The organism is Streptomyces sp. NPDC093544 (assembly GCF_040683495.1).
GTDB lineage: Bacteria > Actinomycetota > Actinomycetes > Streptomycetales > Streptomycetaceae > Streptomyces.
In genome coordinates, this window is record NZ_JBFBEA010000019.1 from 191,863 (window position 1) to 209,487 (window position 17,625).

14 protein-coding genes are annotated in these 17,625 nt (G+C 69.7%); 10 read left to right on the forward strand and 4 right to left on the reverse strand.

The features are described from left to right. Positions 1-3: 3 nt before the first annotated feature. The 10 genes from AB0N66_RS28235 to AB0N66_RS28280 all read left to right on the forward strand — a co-directional run bounded on the left by AB0N66_RS28235 (position 4) and on the right by AB0N66_RS28280 (position 13,403). Positions 4-2,514, forward strand: coding sequence for a PQQ-dependent sugar dehydrogenase (locus AB0N66_RS28235; protein WP_365440155.1), 2,511 nt, complete (start codon positions 4-6; stop codon positions 2,512-2,514). Between the two features lie 15 nt (positions 2,515-2,529). Then, entirely contained in the window at positions 2,530-3,993 is a 1,464-nt protein-coding gene (locus AB0N66_RS28240; protein WP_365440157.1) for a ThuA domain-containing protein, read from the forward strand. Positions 3,994-4,135: 142 nt separating this feature from the next. Beyond that, positions 4,136-5,287 carry an inositol-3-phosphate synthase gene (locus AB0N66_RS28245; protein WP_365440159.1) on the forward strand — a complete coding sequence of 384 codons (1,152 nt, stop codon included), beginning with the start codon at positions 4,136-4,138 and terminating at the stop codon, positions 5,285-5,287. Between the two features lie 524 nt (positions 5,288-5,811). Beyond that, complete coding sequence (locus AB0N66_RS28250; protein WP_365440201.1) at positions 5,812-6,978, forward strand: SCO3242 family prenyltransferase; 1,167 nt, start codon at positions 5,812-5,814, stop codon at positions 6,976-6,978. Beyond that, positions 6,975-7,961, forward strand: coding sequence for a sugar phosphate isomerase/epimerase family protein (locus AB0N66_RS28255; protein ID WP_365440161.1), 987 nt, complete (start codon positions 6,975-6,977; stop codon positions 7,959-7,961). The genes AB0N66_RS28250 and AB0N66_RS28255 overlap by 4 nt, the downstream gene beginning before the upstream one ends. Next, the gene (locus AB0N66_RS28260) at positions 7,958-8,677 is read left to right on the forward strand and encodes an EboA domain-containing protein (RefSeq protein ID WP_365440163.1); all 720 of its coding nucleotides are present in this window, start codon (positions 7,958-7,960) and stop codon (positions 8,675-8,677) included. Before AB0N66_RS28255 ends, AB0N66_RS28260 begins: the two co-directional genes overlap by 4 nt. Then, positions 8,677-9,525, forward strand: coding sequence for a TatD family hydrolase (locus AB0N66_RS28265; protein ID WP_365440165.1), 849 nt, complete (start codon positions 8,677-8,679; stop codon positions 9,523-9,525). The genes AB0N66_RS28260 and AB0N66_RS28265 overlap by 1 nt, the downstream gene beginning before the upstream one ends. Before the next feature lie 3 nt (positions 9,526-9,528). Further along, positions 9,529-10,698: a metabolite traffic protein EboE gene (gene eboE, locus AB0N66_RS28270; RefSeq protein ID WP_365440167.1), complete on the forward strand. Its 1,170-nt coding sequence runs from the start codon at positions 9,529-9,531 to the stop codon at positions 10,696-10,698. Then, on the forward strand, positions 10,695-12,110 hold the full coding sequence (locus AB0N66_RS28275; RefSeq protein ID WP_365440169.1) for a nucleotide pyrophosphatase/phosphodiesterase family protein: 1,416 nt from the start codon (positions 10,695-10,697) through the stop codon (positions 12,108-12,110). The genes eboE and AB0N66_RS28275 overlap by 4 nt, the downstream gene beginning before the upstream one ends. 117 nt (positions 12,111-12,227) lie before the next feature. Continuing rightward, the gene (locus AB0N66_RS28280) at positions 12,228-13,403 is read left to right on the forward strand and encodes a sugar phosphate isomerase/epimerase family protein (RefSeq protein ID WP_365440171.1); all 1,176 of its coding nucleotides are present in this window, start codon (positions 12,228-12,230) and stop codon (positions 13,401-13,403) included. 218 nt (positions 13,404-13,621) lie between these two features. Here AB0N66_RS28280 and AB0N66_RS28285 read toward each other — a convergent pair whose 3' ends face one another. The 4 genes from AB0N66_RS28285 to AB0N66_RS28300 all read right to left on the reverse strand — a co-directional run. Beyond that, on the reverse strand, positions 13,622-15,031 hold the full coding sequence (locus AB0N66_RS28285) for an OFA family MFS transporter (RefSeq protein ID WP_365440173.1): 1,410 nt from the start codon (positions 15,029-15,031) through the stop codon (positions 13,622-13,624). After that, positions 15,031-16,428, reverse strand: a complete 1,398-nt coding sequence (locus AB0N66_RS28290) for an OFA family MFS transporter (protein WP_365440175.1) — start codon at positions 16,426-16,428, stop codon at positions 15,031-15,033. The genes AB0N66_RS28285 and AB0N66_RS28290 overlap by 1 nt, the downstream gene beginning before the upstream one ends. Before the next feature lie 116 nt (positions 16,429-16,544). Then, positions 16,545-16,712 carry a hypothetical protein gene (locus AB0N66_RS28295; RefSeq protein WP_365440177.1) on the reverse strand — a complete coding sequence of 56 codons (168 nt, stop codon included), beginning with the start codon at positions 16,710-16,712 and terminating at the stop codon, positions 16,545-16,547. A gap of 1 nt (position 16,713) precedes the next feature. Then, a partial coding sequence (locus AB0N66_RS28300) for a formyl-CoA transferase (RefSeq protein ID WP_365440179.1) occupies positions 16,714-17,625 on the reverse strand: 912 nt, incomplete at its 5' end.

Here is a 17,625-nt window from a genome sequence, read left to right on the forward strand (position 1 = left end):
TTCGTGCACCCGTACGCCAGTAAGGCCAGTAACAGGAAGAACAGAAGCCACACCAGACGTCCGAGACTCCGTGGGGCACTCGCCCTGCTGAGCGGCGCGATCCTGGCGGCCGCGTCTCTCACCCTCACCACACCCTCGGCCGGCGCAGCCGTCGCCGACCCCGCCGAAGTCACCGCCGCTGCCGAGGACTTCCAGCAGGTCACCCTCGCCAAGGGTGAGCCCGAGGTCGGCGAGCCCATGTCGCTGGCGGTGCTCCCGGACCGCTCGGTCCTGCACACCTCACGCGACGGTGAACTCCGCCTCACCGACAGCGCGGGCAACACCAAGCTCGCGGGCAAGATCGACGTGTACTCGCACGACGAGGAGGGCCTGCAGGGCGTCGGCCTCGACCCCGGTTTCGCCGAGAACCGCTTCATCTATCTCTACTACGCGCCCCCGTTGAACACCCCGGCGGGCGACGCACCCGAGACCGGCACGGCCGCCGACTTCGCACCCTTCGACGGCGTCAACCGCCTCTCGCGGTTCGTCCTGAACGCCGACGGCACCCTGAACAACGCGAGCGAGACGAAGGTCCTCGACGTCCAGGCCTCCCGCGGCATCTGCTGCCACGTCGGCGGCGACATCGACTTCGACGCGGCCGGAAACCTCTATCTGTCTACCGGCGACGACTCCAACCCCTTCCAGTCACAGGGCTTCTCGCCCCTCGACGAGCGCGCCGACCGCAACCCGGCCTTCGACGCCCAGCGTTCCGCCGGCAACACCAACGACCTGCGCGGCAAGATCCTGCGCGTCAAGGTGAACGCCGACGGCTCGTACTCCATCCCGGACGGCAACCTCTTCGCGCCCGGCACCGACAAGACGCGCCCTGAGATCTACGCGATGGGTTTCCGCAACCCGTTCCGCTTCAGCGTCGACAAGGCGACGGGCATCCTGTACGTCGGTGAGTACGGCCCGGACGCCGGCGCCGCCGACCCGGCGCGCGGTCCCGCAGGACAGGTCGAGTTCGCCCGCGTGACCGCACCCGGGAACTTCGGCTGGCCGTACTGCACCGGCGACAACGACGCCTACGTGGACTACGACTTCGCCACCAGCACCTCGGGCGCGGCCTTCGACTGCGCCGCCCCCAAGAACACCTCGCCGAACAACACCGGCCTCACCGACCTCCCCCCGGCTCAGGCCGCCTGGATCCCCTACGACGGCGCGTCCGTCCCGGAGTTCGGCGACGGCTCGGAGTCCCCGATGGGCGGCCCGGTCTACCACTACGACGCCTCGCTCGACTCGCCGGTGAAGTTCCCGGAGGCGTACGACGGCGACTTCTTCGCGGGCGAGTTCGGCCGGCGCTGGATCAAGCGGATCGAGTCGGACACGAGCGGCACCGTGCAGTCCATCAACGACATCCCGTGGACCGGCACCCAGGTGATGGACATGGCGTTCGGTCCTGACGGAGCGCTGTACGTCCTCGACTACGGGACCGCCTGGTTCGGCGGCGACGAGCACTCGGGCCTGTACCGGATCGAGAACGCCACCGACGGGCATTCCCCGGTCGCGCAGGCCACCGCAGACCGCACCTCGGGACAGGCGAAGCTGAAGGTGAACTTCTCCTCCGCCGGCTCCACCGACGCGGACGGTGACGCCCTCACCTACAGCTGGGACTTCGGCGACGGGGGCACCTCGACCGCGGCGAACCCGACGTACAAGTACAAGAAGAACGGCACGTACACGGCGACACTGACGGCCAAGGACCCGGGCGGCCGGACGGGAAGTTCGAGCGTGCAGATCGTGGTCGGCAACACCGCGCCCACGGTGACACTCCAACTGCCGCAGGACGGACAGCTGTTCAGCTTCGGTGACACGGTTCCGTTCAAGGTGAAGGTCACCGACCCGGAGGACGGCAGGGCGATCGACTGCGCCAAGGTGAAGGTCAACTTCATCCTCGGCCACGACAGTCACGGCCATGTGCTGACCTCGGCCAACGGCTGCACCGGCACCATCGTGACCGGCGCGGGCGACGGCCACGACGACGACGCCAACATCTTCGGAGTCTTCGACGCCGAGTACACCGACGGCGGTGGCGGCGGCCAGGCTCCGCTGACCAGCCACGACCAGCACGTCGTCCAGCCCAAGCACCGCCAGGCCGAGCACTTCGGCGAGTCCTCGGGGATCACGGTCATGTCGAAGGCGACCGCCCACGGTGGCGAGACGGTCGGTGACATCAACAACGGTGACTGGATCTCGTTCACGCCGTACGTGCTGAGCAACGCCCAGAAGATCACGGCGCGGGTCGCGTCGGCCGGCGCGGGCGGCACCCTCGAAGTCCGCGCGGGCTCTCCGACCGGCCGGGTGCTGGGCAAGGCGACCGTCCCGGTGACCGGCGGCTGGGAGACCTTCCAGGACGTGAGCGCGGACCTGTCCCGCGCACCGCGCGGCACGACCTCGCTCTACCTCGTCTTCAAGGGGAGCGGAACGGGCGCGCTGTACGACGTGGATGACTTCACCTTCACGACGAGCGGCTGAGGAGGTGTTGCTGTGATGCGCGCACCAGCGCGAGTCATGACGTCCGCCGCGGCGGCAGCCGTACTCATCGGCTGCGTGGCGGGACCGGCCGCGTCGAAGGGAGCCGAGTCGACGGGGGCCGCGTCGAAGGGCATCGAGTCGACGGGGGCCGCGTCGAAGAAGCCCGATGACACGCGGGTTCTGGTCTTCTCAAAGACCGCCGGCTTCCGGCACGACTCGATTCCCGAAGGGATCGCGGCCGTACGTGAGTTGGGCGCGGCAGACGGCTTCACCGTCGACGCGACCGAGGACGCCGGAGCCTTCACCTCCCGCAACCTCGCCCGGTACGACGCCGTCGTCTTCCTGTCCACCACGGGCGACGTCCTCAACGCCGTCCAACAGGGCGCCTTCGAGCGGTACATCAAGCGGGGCGGCGGCTATGTGGGTGTCCACGCGGCCGCCGACACCGAGTACGACTGGGCGTTCTACGGCGGTCTCGCAGGGGCGTACTTCCAGTCGCACCCGGCGATCCAGCCCGCGACAGTCGACGTCGAGGACCATGCACACCCGGCGACCTCGGCACTGGCCCGAGCGTGGAACCGTACCGACGAGTGGTACAACTACCGCTCCAATCCGCGGGAAAGCGCCCACGTCCTGGCCTCGCTCGACGAGTCGTCGTACACCGGCGGCACGATGAGCGGCGACCATCCGATCGCCTGGTGCCAGGAGTACCGGGGCGGCCGCGCCTTCTACACCGGGGCCGGCCACACCAAGGAGTCGTACGCCGAACCCGCCTTCCGCCAGCACCTGTTGGGCGGAATCCAGTACGCCGTCGGCGACGCCCAGGCCGACTGCCGCCCGGAGAACGGCTACCGGCCGCTCTTCGACGGCACGGCCGAGTCGCTGTCGGCGTGGCGGCAGGCGGGACCGGGTTCGTTCTCGCTGAGCGAGGACGGCACGCTGACGTCGAGCGGCGGGCTGGGGATGCTCTGGTACGCGGGTGCGCCGTCCCCAGGTTCCGGCTCGGGTTCCGGCCCTGGCTCGGGCTCTGGCTCTGGCTCTGGTTTCGGTTCCGGTTTTGGTTCGTACTCGCTGAAACTGGACTGGCAGGTGGCCGGGGACGACAACTCCGGTGTCTTCGTGGGCTTCCCGGCCTCCGACGACCCTTGGTCGGCCGTGAACAACGGCTATGAGGTCCAGATCGACGCGACCGACGCACCCGATCGCACCACCGGGTCCGTGTACAGCTTCCAGTCCGCCGACGTGGAGAAGCGCGACCGTGCGCTGAACCCGCCCGGTGAGTGGAACACGTACGAGATCCGCGTGGAGGGCGAGCGGCTCCGCGTCTGGCTCAACGGCGTGAAGATCAACGATTTCACCAACACCGATCCGGCCCGGAGCCTGCTCGACGGGCACGTCGGCATCCAGAACCACGGATCCGACGACCAGGTGTCCTTCCGCGACATCCGGATCAAGGAACTGCCCGTGAAGGGCAATTGAGCGGCGGCGGGCGGGACACGCCGTACTCCCGCCCGCCGTCTTGGCCCCTCTTCACTCCTGCTTCTTCGCCAGCTATCCGCTATCCGCTATCCGTTCCTGTTCTCCGTTTCTCCGTGGTTGACGTACGACAAGGAGGCTGCCCATGTCCGCGTCCCTTTCCGAACCCAGGGTCCTTTCAGAACCCAGGGTGGGCGTGTGGTTGATCGGAGCACGCGGCTCCGTGGCCACCACCGTCGTCGCGGGCTGCGCGGCCGTCACCGCGGGCCTGCACGCCCCGACGGGCATGGTCACCGAGACCGACCTGTTCGCCGCCTGCGACCTGCCGTCGCTGTCCTCTCTCGTCTTCGGCGGCCACGACACGGTCGACTGCCCACTGCCCAAGCGCGCGGAGGAGTTGGTCGCCGGGGGCGTCCTGCCGTACGGCCTCCCGTCGGCGGTGGAGGCCGAACTGGCCACTGCCGACCGGGAGATCCGCCCCGGCGGGCCCGGCCACGGCGACACCCGGGAACCGGCCGAACTCATCGAGGCCTTCGCCGCGGACATACGGGATTTCGTACGGCGATGTGGCCTGGCCCGGGCGGTCGTGGTGAACGTGGCCTCCACGGAGCCCGGGCCCACCGGAGACGCGCTGCCGCCGAGTTCCCTGTACGCGGCGGCTGCCCTGCGCGCCGGCTGCCCGTACGTGAACTTCACCCCCTCCACGGGCCTGCACCACCCGGCACTGGCGTACCGGGCCGAGTCGAGCGGCCTGCCCTACGCGGGCCGCGACGGCAAGACCGGCCAGACACTGCTTCGCTCCGTGCTGGGCCCGATGTTCGCCCAGCGCGCCCTGACGGTGCGGGCCTGGTCCGGCACGAACCTCCTTGGCGGGGGCGACGGTGCTTCCCTCGCCGACCCGGCCGCCGCCGCGGCCAAGAACGCCGGCAAGGAGCGGGTGTTGGCGGACACCCTGGGCGCCGCGCCGGAGGGCGAGGTCCACATCGACGACGTCCCCGCCCTCGGCGACTGGAAGACCGCCTGGGACCACATCGCCTTCGACGGCTTCCTCGGCACCCGCATGATCCTCCAGACCACCTGGCAGGGCTGCGACTCCGCCCTCGCCGCCCCACTGATCCTCGACCTCGCCCGCGTCGTCTCCCGCGCCCACGACGTCGGCCTCTCCGGCCCGTTGAGCGAGCTGGCCTTCTACTTCAAGGATCCGGTGGGGGTGGCGCCCGCGGGACTGGGGGAGCAGTACGCGGCCCTGGCGGGTCTGGCGGACCGGCTTCGCGAATCCTCGGAGGAGGCGCGGTGAGCGGGCGGCTGGTGCGGTTGCTGGGGTTGTTGGGCTCAGGTGGATTGAATGGGTCGGGTGAGGGGCTCGAGCCGGGGGAGTCGCGCGGGTCCGGTGAGGTGCTCGGGCTGGGGGAGTCGCCCGGGTCTGGTGCGGCGCCAGGGCAGGGAAGGTTGGCAGGGGCTGGTGCGGCGCCAGGGCAGGGCGGGTCGCGCGGGTCCGGTGCGGCGCTTGGGTCGGGCAGCGCGTCGTTGGCGTCGGGCGGGGCTTTGGGATCCGACGCCTCGGGTGCCGGGGGTGCCGGGGGTGCCGGGGGTAAGGCGGGTGCCTCGGGTGAGTTGGCTGCCTCGGGTTCCTCGGGTTCCTCGGATAAGTCGGGCGGCTCGGGTAAGTCGGGCGGGCCGCGAAGGCGCAGGACCGCGGGTGCCGGAACGTCGGAGCAAGCCAGCGCCAGGACCAGGGCCAGGACCGGGGCCAGGACCGGGGCCAGGACCGGGACCAGGACCGGGGCCAGGACCAGGACCAGGACCGGGACCGGGACCGGGATCAGCGCCAGGACCAGGATCAGGACCGGGACCAGCGCCAGGGCCAGCGCAAGGGCCTGGGCCGAACTGCTGCGCCTGCCCGCCCTGTTCACCGTCCCCGGAGACGCGCTCGCGGGCGCCGCCGCGGTCGGGGCCCGCCCCAACTCCCGCACTCTGCTCGCCATCGGTTCCTCCCTCTGTCTGTACGAAGCCGGTATGGCCCTCAACGACTGGGCGGACCGCGCCGAGGACGCCGTGGACCGCCCGCACCGCCCGCTGCCCTCCGGCCGCATCCACCCGGCCGCGGCTCTCGTGGCGGCCGGAGCCCTGACGGCGGCGGGCCTCGCCCTGGCAGCGCGAGCGGGTCGCTCCTCGCTCGCGGTCGCCGCGCCCCTCGCGGTCACCGTCTGGGCCTATGACCTCGCGCTCAAACAGACTCCCGCCGGCCCGGCGGCCATGGCTGCCGCCCGAGGCCTGGACGTACTCCTCGGTGCGACGACCACCGCCGGCGCCACTCGAGACACGGCTCCAGCCCCGAACGCCCCGCTTCGCTCCGCCGTCCGCGAGTCCCTCCCCGCCGCCCTCACCCTCGCCACTCACACCCTTGCGGTGACAGCGGTGTCCCGAGGGGAGACGCAAGGAGGTTCGTCGGCCGCACCGCTGGCCGCACTGGCCACAACAGGTGCGCTGGTCTGGGGGCTGCTGCGCGACCGAGGAGTCGCAGGGCAACCAGGACGCCACCCCACGGCCGTACGACCGCACCCTGCTAAGGGCACCCCAATAACCCTGCGCCCAGGGCGCGTTGACGTCTCGATGCGGAGATTCGGGCGAGCGCCCATCGAGGCCGTCCCGGTCCTGCGGCGCGGCCGAGTTCCTGTCGGCGCACCCGGGCCGACGCCCAACCGAGCACCCGGCCCGGGCCCCGGCTCGTCCCGGCACCCCACCGAAGCCGCCCTGCGCGGAGCCCTCACCCTCGTCTACGCCGCGACCTTCGCCCACCCCCTCTTCCACGCCGCGCTCAACCCCTCACCCCCACTCACCCAGCGAGCCGTCGGCGGCGGAATTCGCGCCATGATCCCCCTCCAGGCCGCCCTGGCCGCCCGCGCGGGCGCCCCCGTCACCGCTCTCCTGACGGCCGCACTCGCCCCAGCGGCCCGCAGGTTCGCGAGGAAGGTGAGCGTCACATGACCCCGAACCCCCGCCGGACCGAGCATTCGGAGCCCCACCCGACCTCGCCCCCAAGCCCCAGCCCACTCACGACCTCGCACCGGGACACCGGCGGCCCCACCCCGACCCCCCACCCCCTCAACTTCGGCTACGGAACCAACGGCCTCACCGACCTCCGTCTCGACGACGCCCTCGCCCTCCTCGCTGATCTCGGCTACGACGGCGTCGGCCTGACTCTCGACCACATGCACCTCGACCCTCTCGCCCCGGAGCTCGCCACCCGCACCGCCCAGGTGGCCCGCCGACTGGATGCGCTCGGCCTCACCGTCACCGTGGAGACCGGCGCCCGCTATGTCCTCGATCCGCGGCGGAAACACGGCCCGTCCCTCCTCGATCCGGATCCGGACGACCGCGCCCGCCGCGTGGACCTGCTCATCCGCGCCGTGCGAGTGGCGGCGGACCTCGGTGCCCACGCCGTGCACTGCTTCAGCGGAGTCACCCCTGTCGGCACGGACGAGGACACCGCCTGGAAGCGCCTCGCCGAGGCACTCGCCCCCGTGCTGGACGCCGCCACCCGTGCCGGAGTCCCCCTCGCCGTCGAACCCGAGCCCGGGCACCTGCTCGCCTCCCTCGCCGATTTCCACCACCTCCGCCGAGCACTCGGCGACCCGGCCGCCCTCGGTCTCACCCTCGACATCGGCCACTGCCAGTGCCTCGAACCCCTCTCACCCGCCGACTGCGTACGCGCCGCCGGGCCCTGGCTGCGCCATGTCCAGATCGAGGACATGCGGCGCGGTGTCCACGAACACCTCCCGTTCGGGGACGGGGAGATCGACTTCCCGCCCGTACTTGAGGCCCTGGCCGCCACCGGCTACCAGGCCCTCACCGTCGTCGAACTGCCCCGCCACTCCCACGCGGGCCCCCACTTCGCCGAACAGTCCCTGCCATTCCTCCACCGCGCGGCCCGGGCGACCCCCCACAGCCGCGAAGGGAGAATCCCGTGAGCCACCCGCACCCCACCCACCACGCACCGGCGGGCGAGACCACCCCTCCTGACCTCGCCGAGCTGCACGCCCGCCTGAACGCCCAACTCGGCGGAGCCGCCCGTGCCTGGCTCGACCAGGCCCTCGACGAGGCCACCACGCACCCCGGCGCCCACGGCCCCATCTCCGTCTGGGAGCTACGGATAGCTGAAGCCGGCCGCCGGTGCGGACCCGAGTACGCCGACGCCGCCCGCGTACTCCTCCTGCACGCCGCCCGCGCCGACATGAACGCCCTCGCCCGCGTCTACCGTCAGGGCACCGCCGCCGAACGCCGAGCCGTCCTGTACGCGCTGCCCCACCTGGTGGCAGGGCCCGACGCCCTGCCCCTCGTCGAGGACGCCCTGCGCACCAACGACACCAGGCTCGTCGCCGCCGCCGTCGGCCCGTACGCCGCCCGCCACCTCGACCCCCACAACTGGCGCCACGCCGTGCTGAAGTGCCTGTTCACCGGAGTCCCCGTCGACGAGGTGGCCGAGCTGCCCCGGCGCGCCCGCGCCGACGCCGAACTCGCCCGGATGCTCGCCGACTACGCCGACGAACGCACCGCCGCGGGCCGTCCCGTACCCGAGGACCTGCACCGCGTCCTGACCCTGACCGAGCCCACCGCCACCCCCACTGGCACGTCCGGCAGCTCCGGCTCGCCCCGGACATCCGGCACGTCCGGCAAGGAGTCCTGATGCGCATCTTCGACCCCCACATCCATATGACGTCGCGGACCACCGACGACTACGAGGCCATGCACGCCGCGGGCGTCCGCGCCGTCGTCGAACCCTCCTTCTGGCTCGGCCAGCCACGCACCTCTCCCACCTCCTTCCTCGACTACTTCGACTCGCTCCTCGGCTGGGAACCCTTCCGCGCCGCCCAGTACGGCATCGCCCACCACTGCACGCTCGCCCTCAACCCCAAGGAGGCGAACGACCCCCGCTGTGTCCCCGTCCTGGACGAACTGCCCCGCTATCTCGTCAAGGACCAGGTCGTGGCCGTCGGCGAGATCGGCTACGACTCGATGACTCCCGCCGAGGACACCGCCCTGGCCGCCCAGCTCCAGCTCGCCGCCGACCACGAGCTGCCGGCGCTCGTCCACACCCCGCACCGCGACAAACTGGCGGGCCTGCGCCGCACCCTCGACGTGGTCCGGGAATCCGCACTGCCCCCGGACCACGTCCTGGTCGACCACCTCAACGAGACCACCGTCAAAGAGGCCAAGGACAGCGGCTGCTGGCTGGGCTTCTCCGTCTATCCGGACACCAAGATGGACGAGGACCGGATGGTCGCGATCCTGCGGGCGTACGGACCGGAGAAGGTGCTGGTCAACTCGGCCGCGGACTGGGGGAGAAGCGACCCCCTCAAGACCCGCCTGGTCGGCGACGCCCTGCTGGCGGCCGGGTTCACCGACGACGACGTCGACCGGGTGCTGTGGCGCAACCCCGTGGCCTTCTACGGGCTCAGCGGCCGGCTGAACCTCGACATCGCCTCCCCGGACGCCACCCACGAAGGCAACTCCATCCTCCGCGGCGGGGAGTGAACGATGCGCTTCCGCCACCCCGACGGCTCGACCGTCCACCTGGCCTACTGCACCAACGTCCACCCGGCCGAAACCCTCGACGGTGTCCTCGCCCAACTCCGCGACCACTGCGAACCCGTCCGCCGGCGCCTCGGCCGCGACCGCCTCGGCATCGGCCTCTGGCTCGCCCGGGACGCCGCCCACGCCCTGGTCACCGACCCGTCCGCACTGCGCGGCCTGCGCACCGAACTCGACCGTCGCGGACTCGAGGTCGTCACCCTCAACGGCTTCCCGTACGAGGGCTTCGGCGCCGAAGAGGTCAAGTACCGCGTCTACCAGCCGGACTGGGCCGACCCGCAACGCCTCGCCCACACCACCGCCCTGGCCCGAGTCCTCGCCCAGCTGCTTCCCGACGACGTCACCGAAGGAACCATCTCCACCCTGCCGCTGGCCTGGCGCACCGTGTACGACGACAAGCGGGCGGCAACGGCCCACGCCGCGCTGACCACGCTCGCCGAACGCCTCGACGCCCTCGAAGAACTCACCGGCCGCTCCATCCGCATCGGCCTGGAGCCGGAACCCGGCTGCACCGTCGAGACCACGCACGACGCCATCGCCCCGCTCACCGCCATCGGCCACCACCGCATCGGCATCTGCGTCGACACCTGCCACCTCGCCACCTCCTTCGAAGACCCGGACACCGCCCTGGACGCCCTCGCGCAAGCGGGCGTCCCCGTCGTCAAGTCCCAGCTCTCAGCCGCCCTGCACGCCGAACACCCCCATCTCCCCGAAGTCCGCAGGGCCCTCGCCGCCTTCGACGAACCCCGTTTCCTGCACCAGACCCGCACCCGGACGGCCGCCGGCCTGCGCGGCACCGACGACCTGGGCGAGGCCCTCGCCGGCGACGCCCTGCCCGACGCCTCACCCTGGCGCGCCCACTTCCACGTCCCGCTGCACGCGGCGCCCGCCGCGCCCCTCACCTCCACACTCCCCGTACTCCGCGCAGCGCTGGCCCGCCTCGTCGGCGGCCTGCACCCGCTCACCCGCCATCTGGAGGTCGAGACCTACACCTGGCAGGCCCTCCCGCCCGAACTGCGCCCCCGCGCCCGAGCCCAGCTCGCCGACGGCATCGCCGCCGAACTCACCCTCGCCCGCGACCTGTTGACCGACCTCGGCCTCAAGGAGCTGCCGTGACCACAGCACCCGTGAGCCCCGCACCGGAGCACACCGGCCGCCCCACCCCGCTCCTCGTCCTGGACGTCGTCGGCCTCACCCCCCGTCTCCTCGACCACATGCCCCACCTGAAGGCCCTCGGCCAGTCCGGCTCCCGTGCCCATCTCGGTACCGTCCTGCCCGCCGTCACCTGCGCCGCCCAGTCGACCTTCCTCACCGGCACCCACCCCTCCGAGCACGGGATCGTCGGCAACGGCTGGTACTTCCGCGAGCTCGGCGACGTACTCCTGTGGCGTCAGCACAACGGCCTGGTCGCCGGCGACAAGCTGTGGGACGCCGCCCGTCGCGCGCACCCCGGCTACACGGTCGCCAATATCTGCTGGTGGTACGCCATGGGCGCCGACACCGACTTCACCGTCACCCCCCGTCCCGTCTACTACGCCGACGGCCGCAAGGAACCCGACTGCTACACCCGGCCCCCGGCCCTGCACGACGAACTCACCGAGAAATTCGGCGTGTTCCCGCTGTTCCACTTCTGGGGTCCCGGCGCCGACCTCGTCTCCAGCCGTTGGATCATCGACGCGACCCGCCACATCATGCGCACCCGGCACCCCGACCTGACCCTCTGCTACCTCCCTCACCTCGACTACGACCTCCAGCGCTTCGGCCCCGACGACCCGCGCTCCCTCCAGGCGGCCGCGGACCTCGACGCGGCCATGGCCCCCCTCCTCGACGACGCGAAGGCCGAAGGCCGAACCGTCGTCGCGCTCTCCGAGTACGGCATCACCCGCGTGAACCGCCCCGTCGACATCAACCGTGCCCTGCGCCGCGCCGGACTCCTCGAAGTGCACACGCAGGACGGCATGGAGTACCTCGACCCGATGGCCTCCCGCGCCTTCGCGGTCGCCGACCACCAGATCGCCCATGTCTACGTGCGTCGCCCGGAGGATCTGGAAGCCACCAAAGCGGCACTCGCCGAGCTGCCCGGCATCGAGCAACTCCTCGACGACGAGGGCAAGAAGACCCACCACCTCGACCATCCGCGCTCAGGCGAACTCGTCGCCGTCGCGGAGCCGGACGCCTGGTTCACGTACTACTACTGGCTCGACGACGCACACGCCCCCGACTTCGCGCAGCTCGTCGAGATCCACCGCAAACCCGGCTACGACCCGGTCGAACTCTTCATGGACCCCCTCGACCCCTACGTGAAGGTCAAGGCGGCGGGCGCGCTGGCCCGCAAGAAGCTCGGAATGCGCTACCGCATGGCGGTCGTGCCCCTGGACCCCGCACCTATTCGAGGCAGCCACGGCCGCCTTCCCACGAGCGACGACGACGGTCCGCTCATCATCTGCTCCACCCCCCGCACAGTCACCGGCCGCGTCGCGGCCACCGAAGTGAAATCCCTGCTCCTCACCCTGGCCGGCCTCGCGTGACGAGCCGTGACAAGACGTGACGAGCAACTACGGAAAGTGAAGCACGCGCCACTGACAACGCGTGCCGCGAAGTGACCCGCACGAGTCTGACCTGCAACAACAGGAGAAGAGGCACCCGTGACCGACCTTCAGCCCACCCCCGGAACCGACAGAGCCGACGGCACCGATGAGGCCCTGCGCCGCACTCTCGGCGTCGGCCGCCGCCGCTTCCTGAACACCTGCACAGCCGTCGCGGCCGCGGCGATCGCCGCGCCCGTCTTCGGCGCCTCGCCGGCCCTGGCCCAGAGCCGGGGAGGCGGCGGCCACCATGGCGAGGTCCTCGTCCCCGCGAAGAAGCGCGGCATCATCCTCTACACCGTCCGTGACGCCACAGGCCGCGACCCGCTCAGCACCGATCTGCCCTCCGGATTCCGTGAGGTTTTCAAGCAGCTCTCGCGATACGGCTACCGGCAGGTGGAGTTCGCCGGATACGGCCAGCACGCCAACGCCCCGGGCGGCGCCAACCTGGAGTCCGTCGCGGGCGCCAAACTGCTGCGCTCCTGGCTCGACGACTACGGACTGCGGGCGCAGGGCAACCACGGCTACATACCCCCGTCCTGGCCACTCGCGACACCCGACCTCGACACCTTCAAGCGGCACCTGGAGATCGCCAACATCCTGGGCCTCGCGCACATGGGCACCGGCGGTGACCCCACCGGCAGCGACTTCCGGGCCGACTGGGACGTGGCGGCGGACAAGTGGAACGCGCTCGGCGCGATCGCCCGCCGTGCGGGCGTCAAGCTGTACACCCACAACCACGACGCGGCGTACGGTTTCCTGCTCGACGGGGGGCCGCTCGACGCCCAGGGCCGCCCCACCCGCAGCTCCGGCATCCGCAAGCTGGAGTACTTCCTGAAGGTCACGGACCCGAAACTGGTCTGGCTCGAGATGGACATCTTCTGGGCGCATGTGGCGCAGTACAAGTTCCACACCTACACCGCCCACGACGGCTCCACCCAGGAGAAGGTCTTCGACCCCGCGGGCCTCGTCGTCCGCAACAACAAGCGTTACCCGCTGTTCCACGCGAAGGACGGCACCGTCAACACCACCAACGGCATGGGATACGACATGGTGCCGTTCGGTACCGGCGTCATCGACTACACCACGTTCTTCTCGCGCGTCGGCGACAGGAACTACCACAACCCGATGGTCGAGCAGGACAACGCCCCGAGCTCCACCGACCTCGCGCAGTCACTGACGTACGCGAAGATCGGTTACGACAACCTCGCGGCCCTCCGTAAGAAGCGCAGGTAGTCGGACCCGCGTCCACGACCGGCGCCCGCGCAGATCCGCATCCGCGCAGACCCGTGCACGCGCAGACCCGTGCACGCGCAGACCCGTGCACGCGCAGACCCGTGCACGCGCAGACGGGCGGCCCTCCCCGCGAGTCAGAACGTGGGGAGGGCCGCCCGTTGTCCGGACTCCCTTTCTCGGCCGACCGCTATCTGCTCAGCCGGCCGATACTTTCTTGCTCAGCCCACCGGTTGCGGCTGTGGAGCAGGTGCGTTCACCCTGCTGTTCTGCCCAGGCTGCCGCAGCAGCAGAGCTATCGCCGCCGCCACCATGGAGATGCTGCCGGCCAGTGCGTAGGCGCCGTTGTAACCCCAGGCGGCGACCACCATCGAGCCGAGACCACCACCGAAGAGGCCACTGATCAGCTTTCCGCTGTACACCAGCCCGTAGTTGGTGGCGTTGTAGTTCTCGCCGAAGTAGTCCGGAGTCAGAGCCGCGAACAGCGGATAGAAGGCACCGCCGCCGAATCCGGAGAGGAAGGCGAAGACCAGGAACAGCCACTCGCTCTTGATGTCGCCGGCCCAGATCACGCCGAATTGCGCGAGGCCCAGGATGACGATGACGGACACCAGGGTCTGCTTACGGCCCAAGGTGTCGGAGAGCCAGCCCACCACTCCCCGGCCGATGCCGTTGATGACGGCCATGACGCCCATCGACGACGCCGCCACGAGGGGGCCGAAGCCCACTTCTTTGGCGAAGTCGACCTGGAACGAGATCCCGAATATGGACACGCCCGCGCTCATGACGAGTGCGATCCACATCAGGGGGAGCATCCCGGTCCTGATGGCCTCCTTGGGTGTGTACTGCTTCACCGCGGGAGGGTTCTTGGCGAGGCTGGCCGCGCCCTTTGTGGTGCTGCCGTAGGTCAGCGGGTCGATGTCCGCCGGCCACCAGTTCTTCGGCGGGTCCTTGAAGAAGAACGCGGTCGCCACCACCACGACCATGATGTAGATGCCGATGAGGTCCAGCACACGGTGGTAGTTGGCCGTGTCGAACGCGTAGTTGAAGATGAAGATGAACGGCAGGGAGCCGTACGCGAATCCGCCGTTGACGAATCCTGTCTTCGCGCCACGTCGCTCGGGGAACCACTTGCCGACCATGTTGATGCAGGTCGCGTACACCAGGCCGGACCCGACGCCCCCGATGACGCCGAAGCCCAGGATGGCCAGGACGACGTTGCTCAGGTGCGAGAGGGCCAGGAAGCCCAGCAGACACATGACCGACCCTATGTACATGGCGCTGCGTGCGGTCAGTATCCCCTTCTCCCGCATCCAGCCCGCGGGGAAGGCGATACCAGCCTGGAAGAAGATCCAGACGCTGAGAATCCAGAAGGTGTTGCTCTGCGTCCAGCCGTGCCCGTGGGACAGGGTGTCCTCGGCCGATCCGTACGCGTACTCGAAGACACTGATCGCCATCATGGCTATCCATGGCAGGTACACCATGAATTTACGTGAGTGGCCCAGGATGTCCCGGTCCGTTTCGCCGATCCGGTAGACACGGCCCCGGGAATCGGTGACTTCACGGTATGCGCGGTTCGAGGCGTCGGGGTTGTCCGACGAGTCTTTCGCGGCGATTGGTTCCGCCGTCATTACGCCATCTCCTCGCCAAGCGGTTGCGGGTTGGGAACTATGCGCCGGGCATCTTGCGGCTTTGGCCTGCCCGGAGATTTCAGGAACATCGCCAGTACGGCGGACATCAGTCCGATGGAACCGGCGATCACGAAAGCGCCTTCGTAGTCCCACGCGTCGACGACCAGAGCGCCGACGCCTGAGCCCACGAGACCCGAGACCAACTTCGAGCTGTAGACGATTCCGTAGTTGGAGGCGTTGTTGTCCTCGCCGAAGTAGTCCGCTGTCATGGCCGCGAACAGCGGGAAGATCGCGCCGCCGCCGAATCCGGAGACCATGGAGCAGAACAGGAAGAACGGCATGCTGCCCATCTGGCCGGAGACCAGCACACCGAATTGGGCGGTACCGAGCACCAGACACACGATGATCAGTGTCTTGCGGCGGCCGACCTGGTCGGATATCCAGCCGATGATGCCGCGGCCGGTGCCGTTGACGATGGCTTTCAGGGACATCGCCGTGGCCACGATCCCGCCCGCGAAGCCCATGTCCTTGCCGAACGGCACCTGGAATGCGATGCCGAAGATGTTGATTCCGGCCGTGCACAGCAGGCAGAACCACATCATCCAGAGCAGAGGTGTCCGTACTGCCTCTTTCGGGACGTACTGCTTCACCGCCGGCGGGTTCTTCTCCAGTGCCCGCCGGACCCTCGGGTCGTCGGCGACCTTCAGCGGGTCCACGTTCGCCGGCCACCAGCCCTTGGGCGGGTCCTTGAAGAACCAGCCCGCGAAGGCGACGACGGTGCAGCAGACCACACCGACCGCTACCAGGACGGTCTCGTAGTTGCTCAGGTCCATGTAGGACGTGAACAGGAACACGAAGGGCACCGAGCCATAGGCGAAACCGCCGTTGACCAGGCCGGTCTTGCCGCCCTTGCGCTCCGGATACCACTTGCCGACCATGTTCACGGAGGTCGCGTAGACGAGACCGGCTCCGATACCGCTGAACATGCCGAACCCGATGTACGCGACGATCACGTGCGGTGCGTACGCGAGCGAGAGATAGCCCAGGATCGTGCCGAGCGCGCCGAGGAACATGGCGTACCGCGCGGGCAGCCTTCCGCTCTCACGGAGTTGCCCGGCAGGGAAGGCGACGGCTGCCTGGAAGAAGATCCAGACGCCCATCAGCCAGAAGATGTGGCCGCTGTTCCAGAGATGGGCCTCGTGCAGCGTGTCCTCGGCCGAGGTGAACGCGTACTCCGAGGAGCTGATGCCCAGCATGCCCATCCATGGGAAGAGCACCATGGTCCATCGTGGTCGACCCATGATGTCCCGATCGGTCTCTCCGATGCGGTACTTGCGACCGTTGGTGTCTGTCACCTCTCTGTAGGGGACGGGCTTTGAGAAGTCGGTGGTTGTCATCTTTGTCAAGCACCCCTTGCGTCGAAAGATCTGGACAGCGCCCCCTGCCAAATGCCTTTCGTGCGCTTTCGGGACCCGGGGGAGGCCAACGCGCACCGTGGTCGCCCCCGCGCGGATTAGGTCATGAACCCGCCCCCCAACAGCCCTGCCGCCCGCCGGCGGTACTCCGCGCGAGGTGTGGCCATGGGCTTCTCGGCCGTGTACGGGGAGGCCGCAGCCTCCCGCTGGTAGTCCGGGACGGTCATCTCGTGGATGACCGCGATCCCGTACGCGTTGGTGGTCACGTCAGATCACCCCACTCGACTTGAGGAGGCGCAGCTCTTCGTCTCCGAGGCCGAGCTCGCCGACGTAGACCTCTTCGTTGTGCTCGCCGAGCAGCGGCGGGCTGGTCACGTCGACAGGGGAGTCGGAAAGCTTCAGTGGGCTGCCCACGGTCAGGAACTCGCCCCGCTCGGGGTGCGGCACCCGCACGACCATCTCGTTGGCGACCAGCGAGGTGTCCTCGATGATCTCCTTGGTGGACAGAATCGGCCCGCAGGGGATGTGGTGGGCGTTGAGCCTCTCCAGCACCTCCATCTTGGGGAGGGTGCTGGTCCATTCCTCGATGAGCTGGAACATCTTCTCCAGCTTGGGCAGCCGGGCTTCGGGGGTTGCCCACTCGGGGTCCTCGGCCAGTTCGGGCCTGCCCAGGAGTGCGGTGATCGGCTTCCAGCCGACGGGCTGGACGATCACGTACACGTAGTCGTTGGGGCCGCCGGGGGCGCATCGGACCGCCCAGCCGGGCTGACCGCCGCCGGAGGCGTTCCCGGACCTGGGAACCTCGTCGCCGAAGTCCTCGTTGGGATATTCGGCGAGTGGACCATGGGCCAGGCGCTGCTGATCGCGCAGCTTCACCCGGCAGAGGTTGAGCACAGCATGCTGCATGGCCACATTGACCCGCTGGCCGCGGCCGGTGCTCTCCCGTTGGAACAGCGCCGCGAGGATCCCCGCCACGGCGTGGATGCCGGTGCCCGAGTCGCCGATCTGTGCGCCGGTCGCGAGGGGCGGGCCGTCCTCGAAGCCTGTGGTCGCCATGGCTCCGCCCATGGCCTGGGCGACGACTTCGTACGCCTTGTAGTTGGTGTACGGGCCTTCGCCGAAGCCCTTGATGGAGGCGTAGACGATGCGCGGGTTGAGCTCGCGGATGCGGTCCCAGGT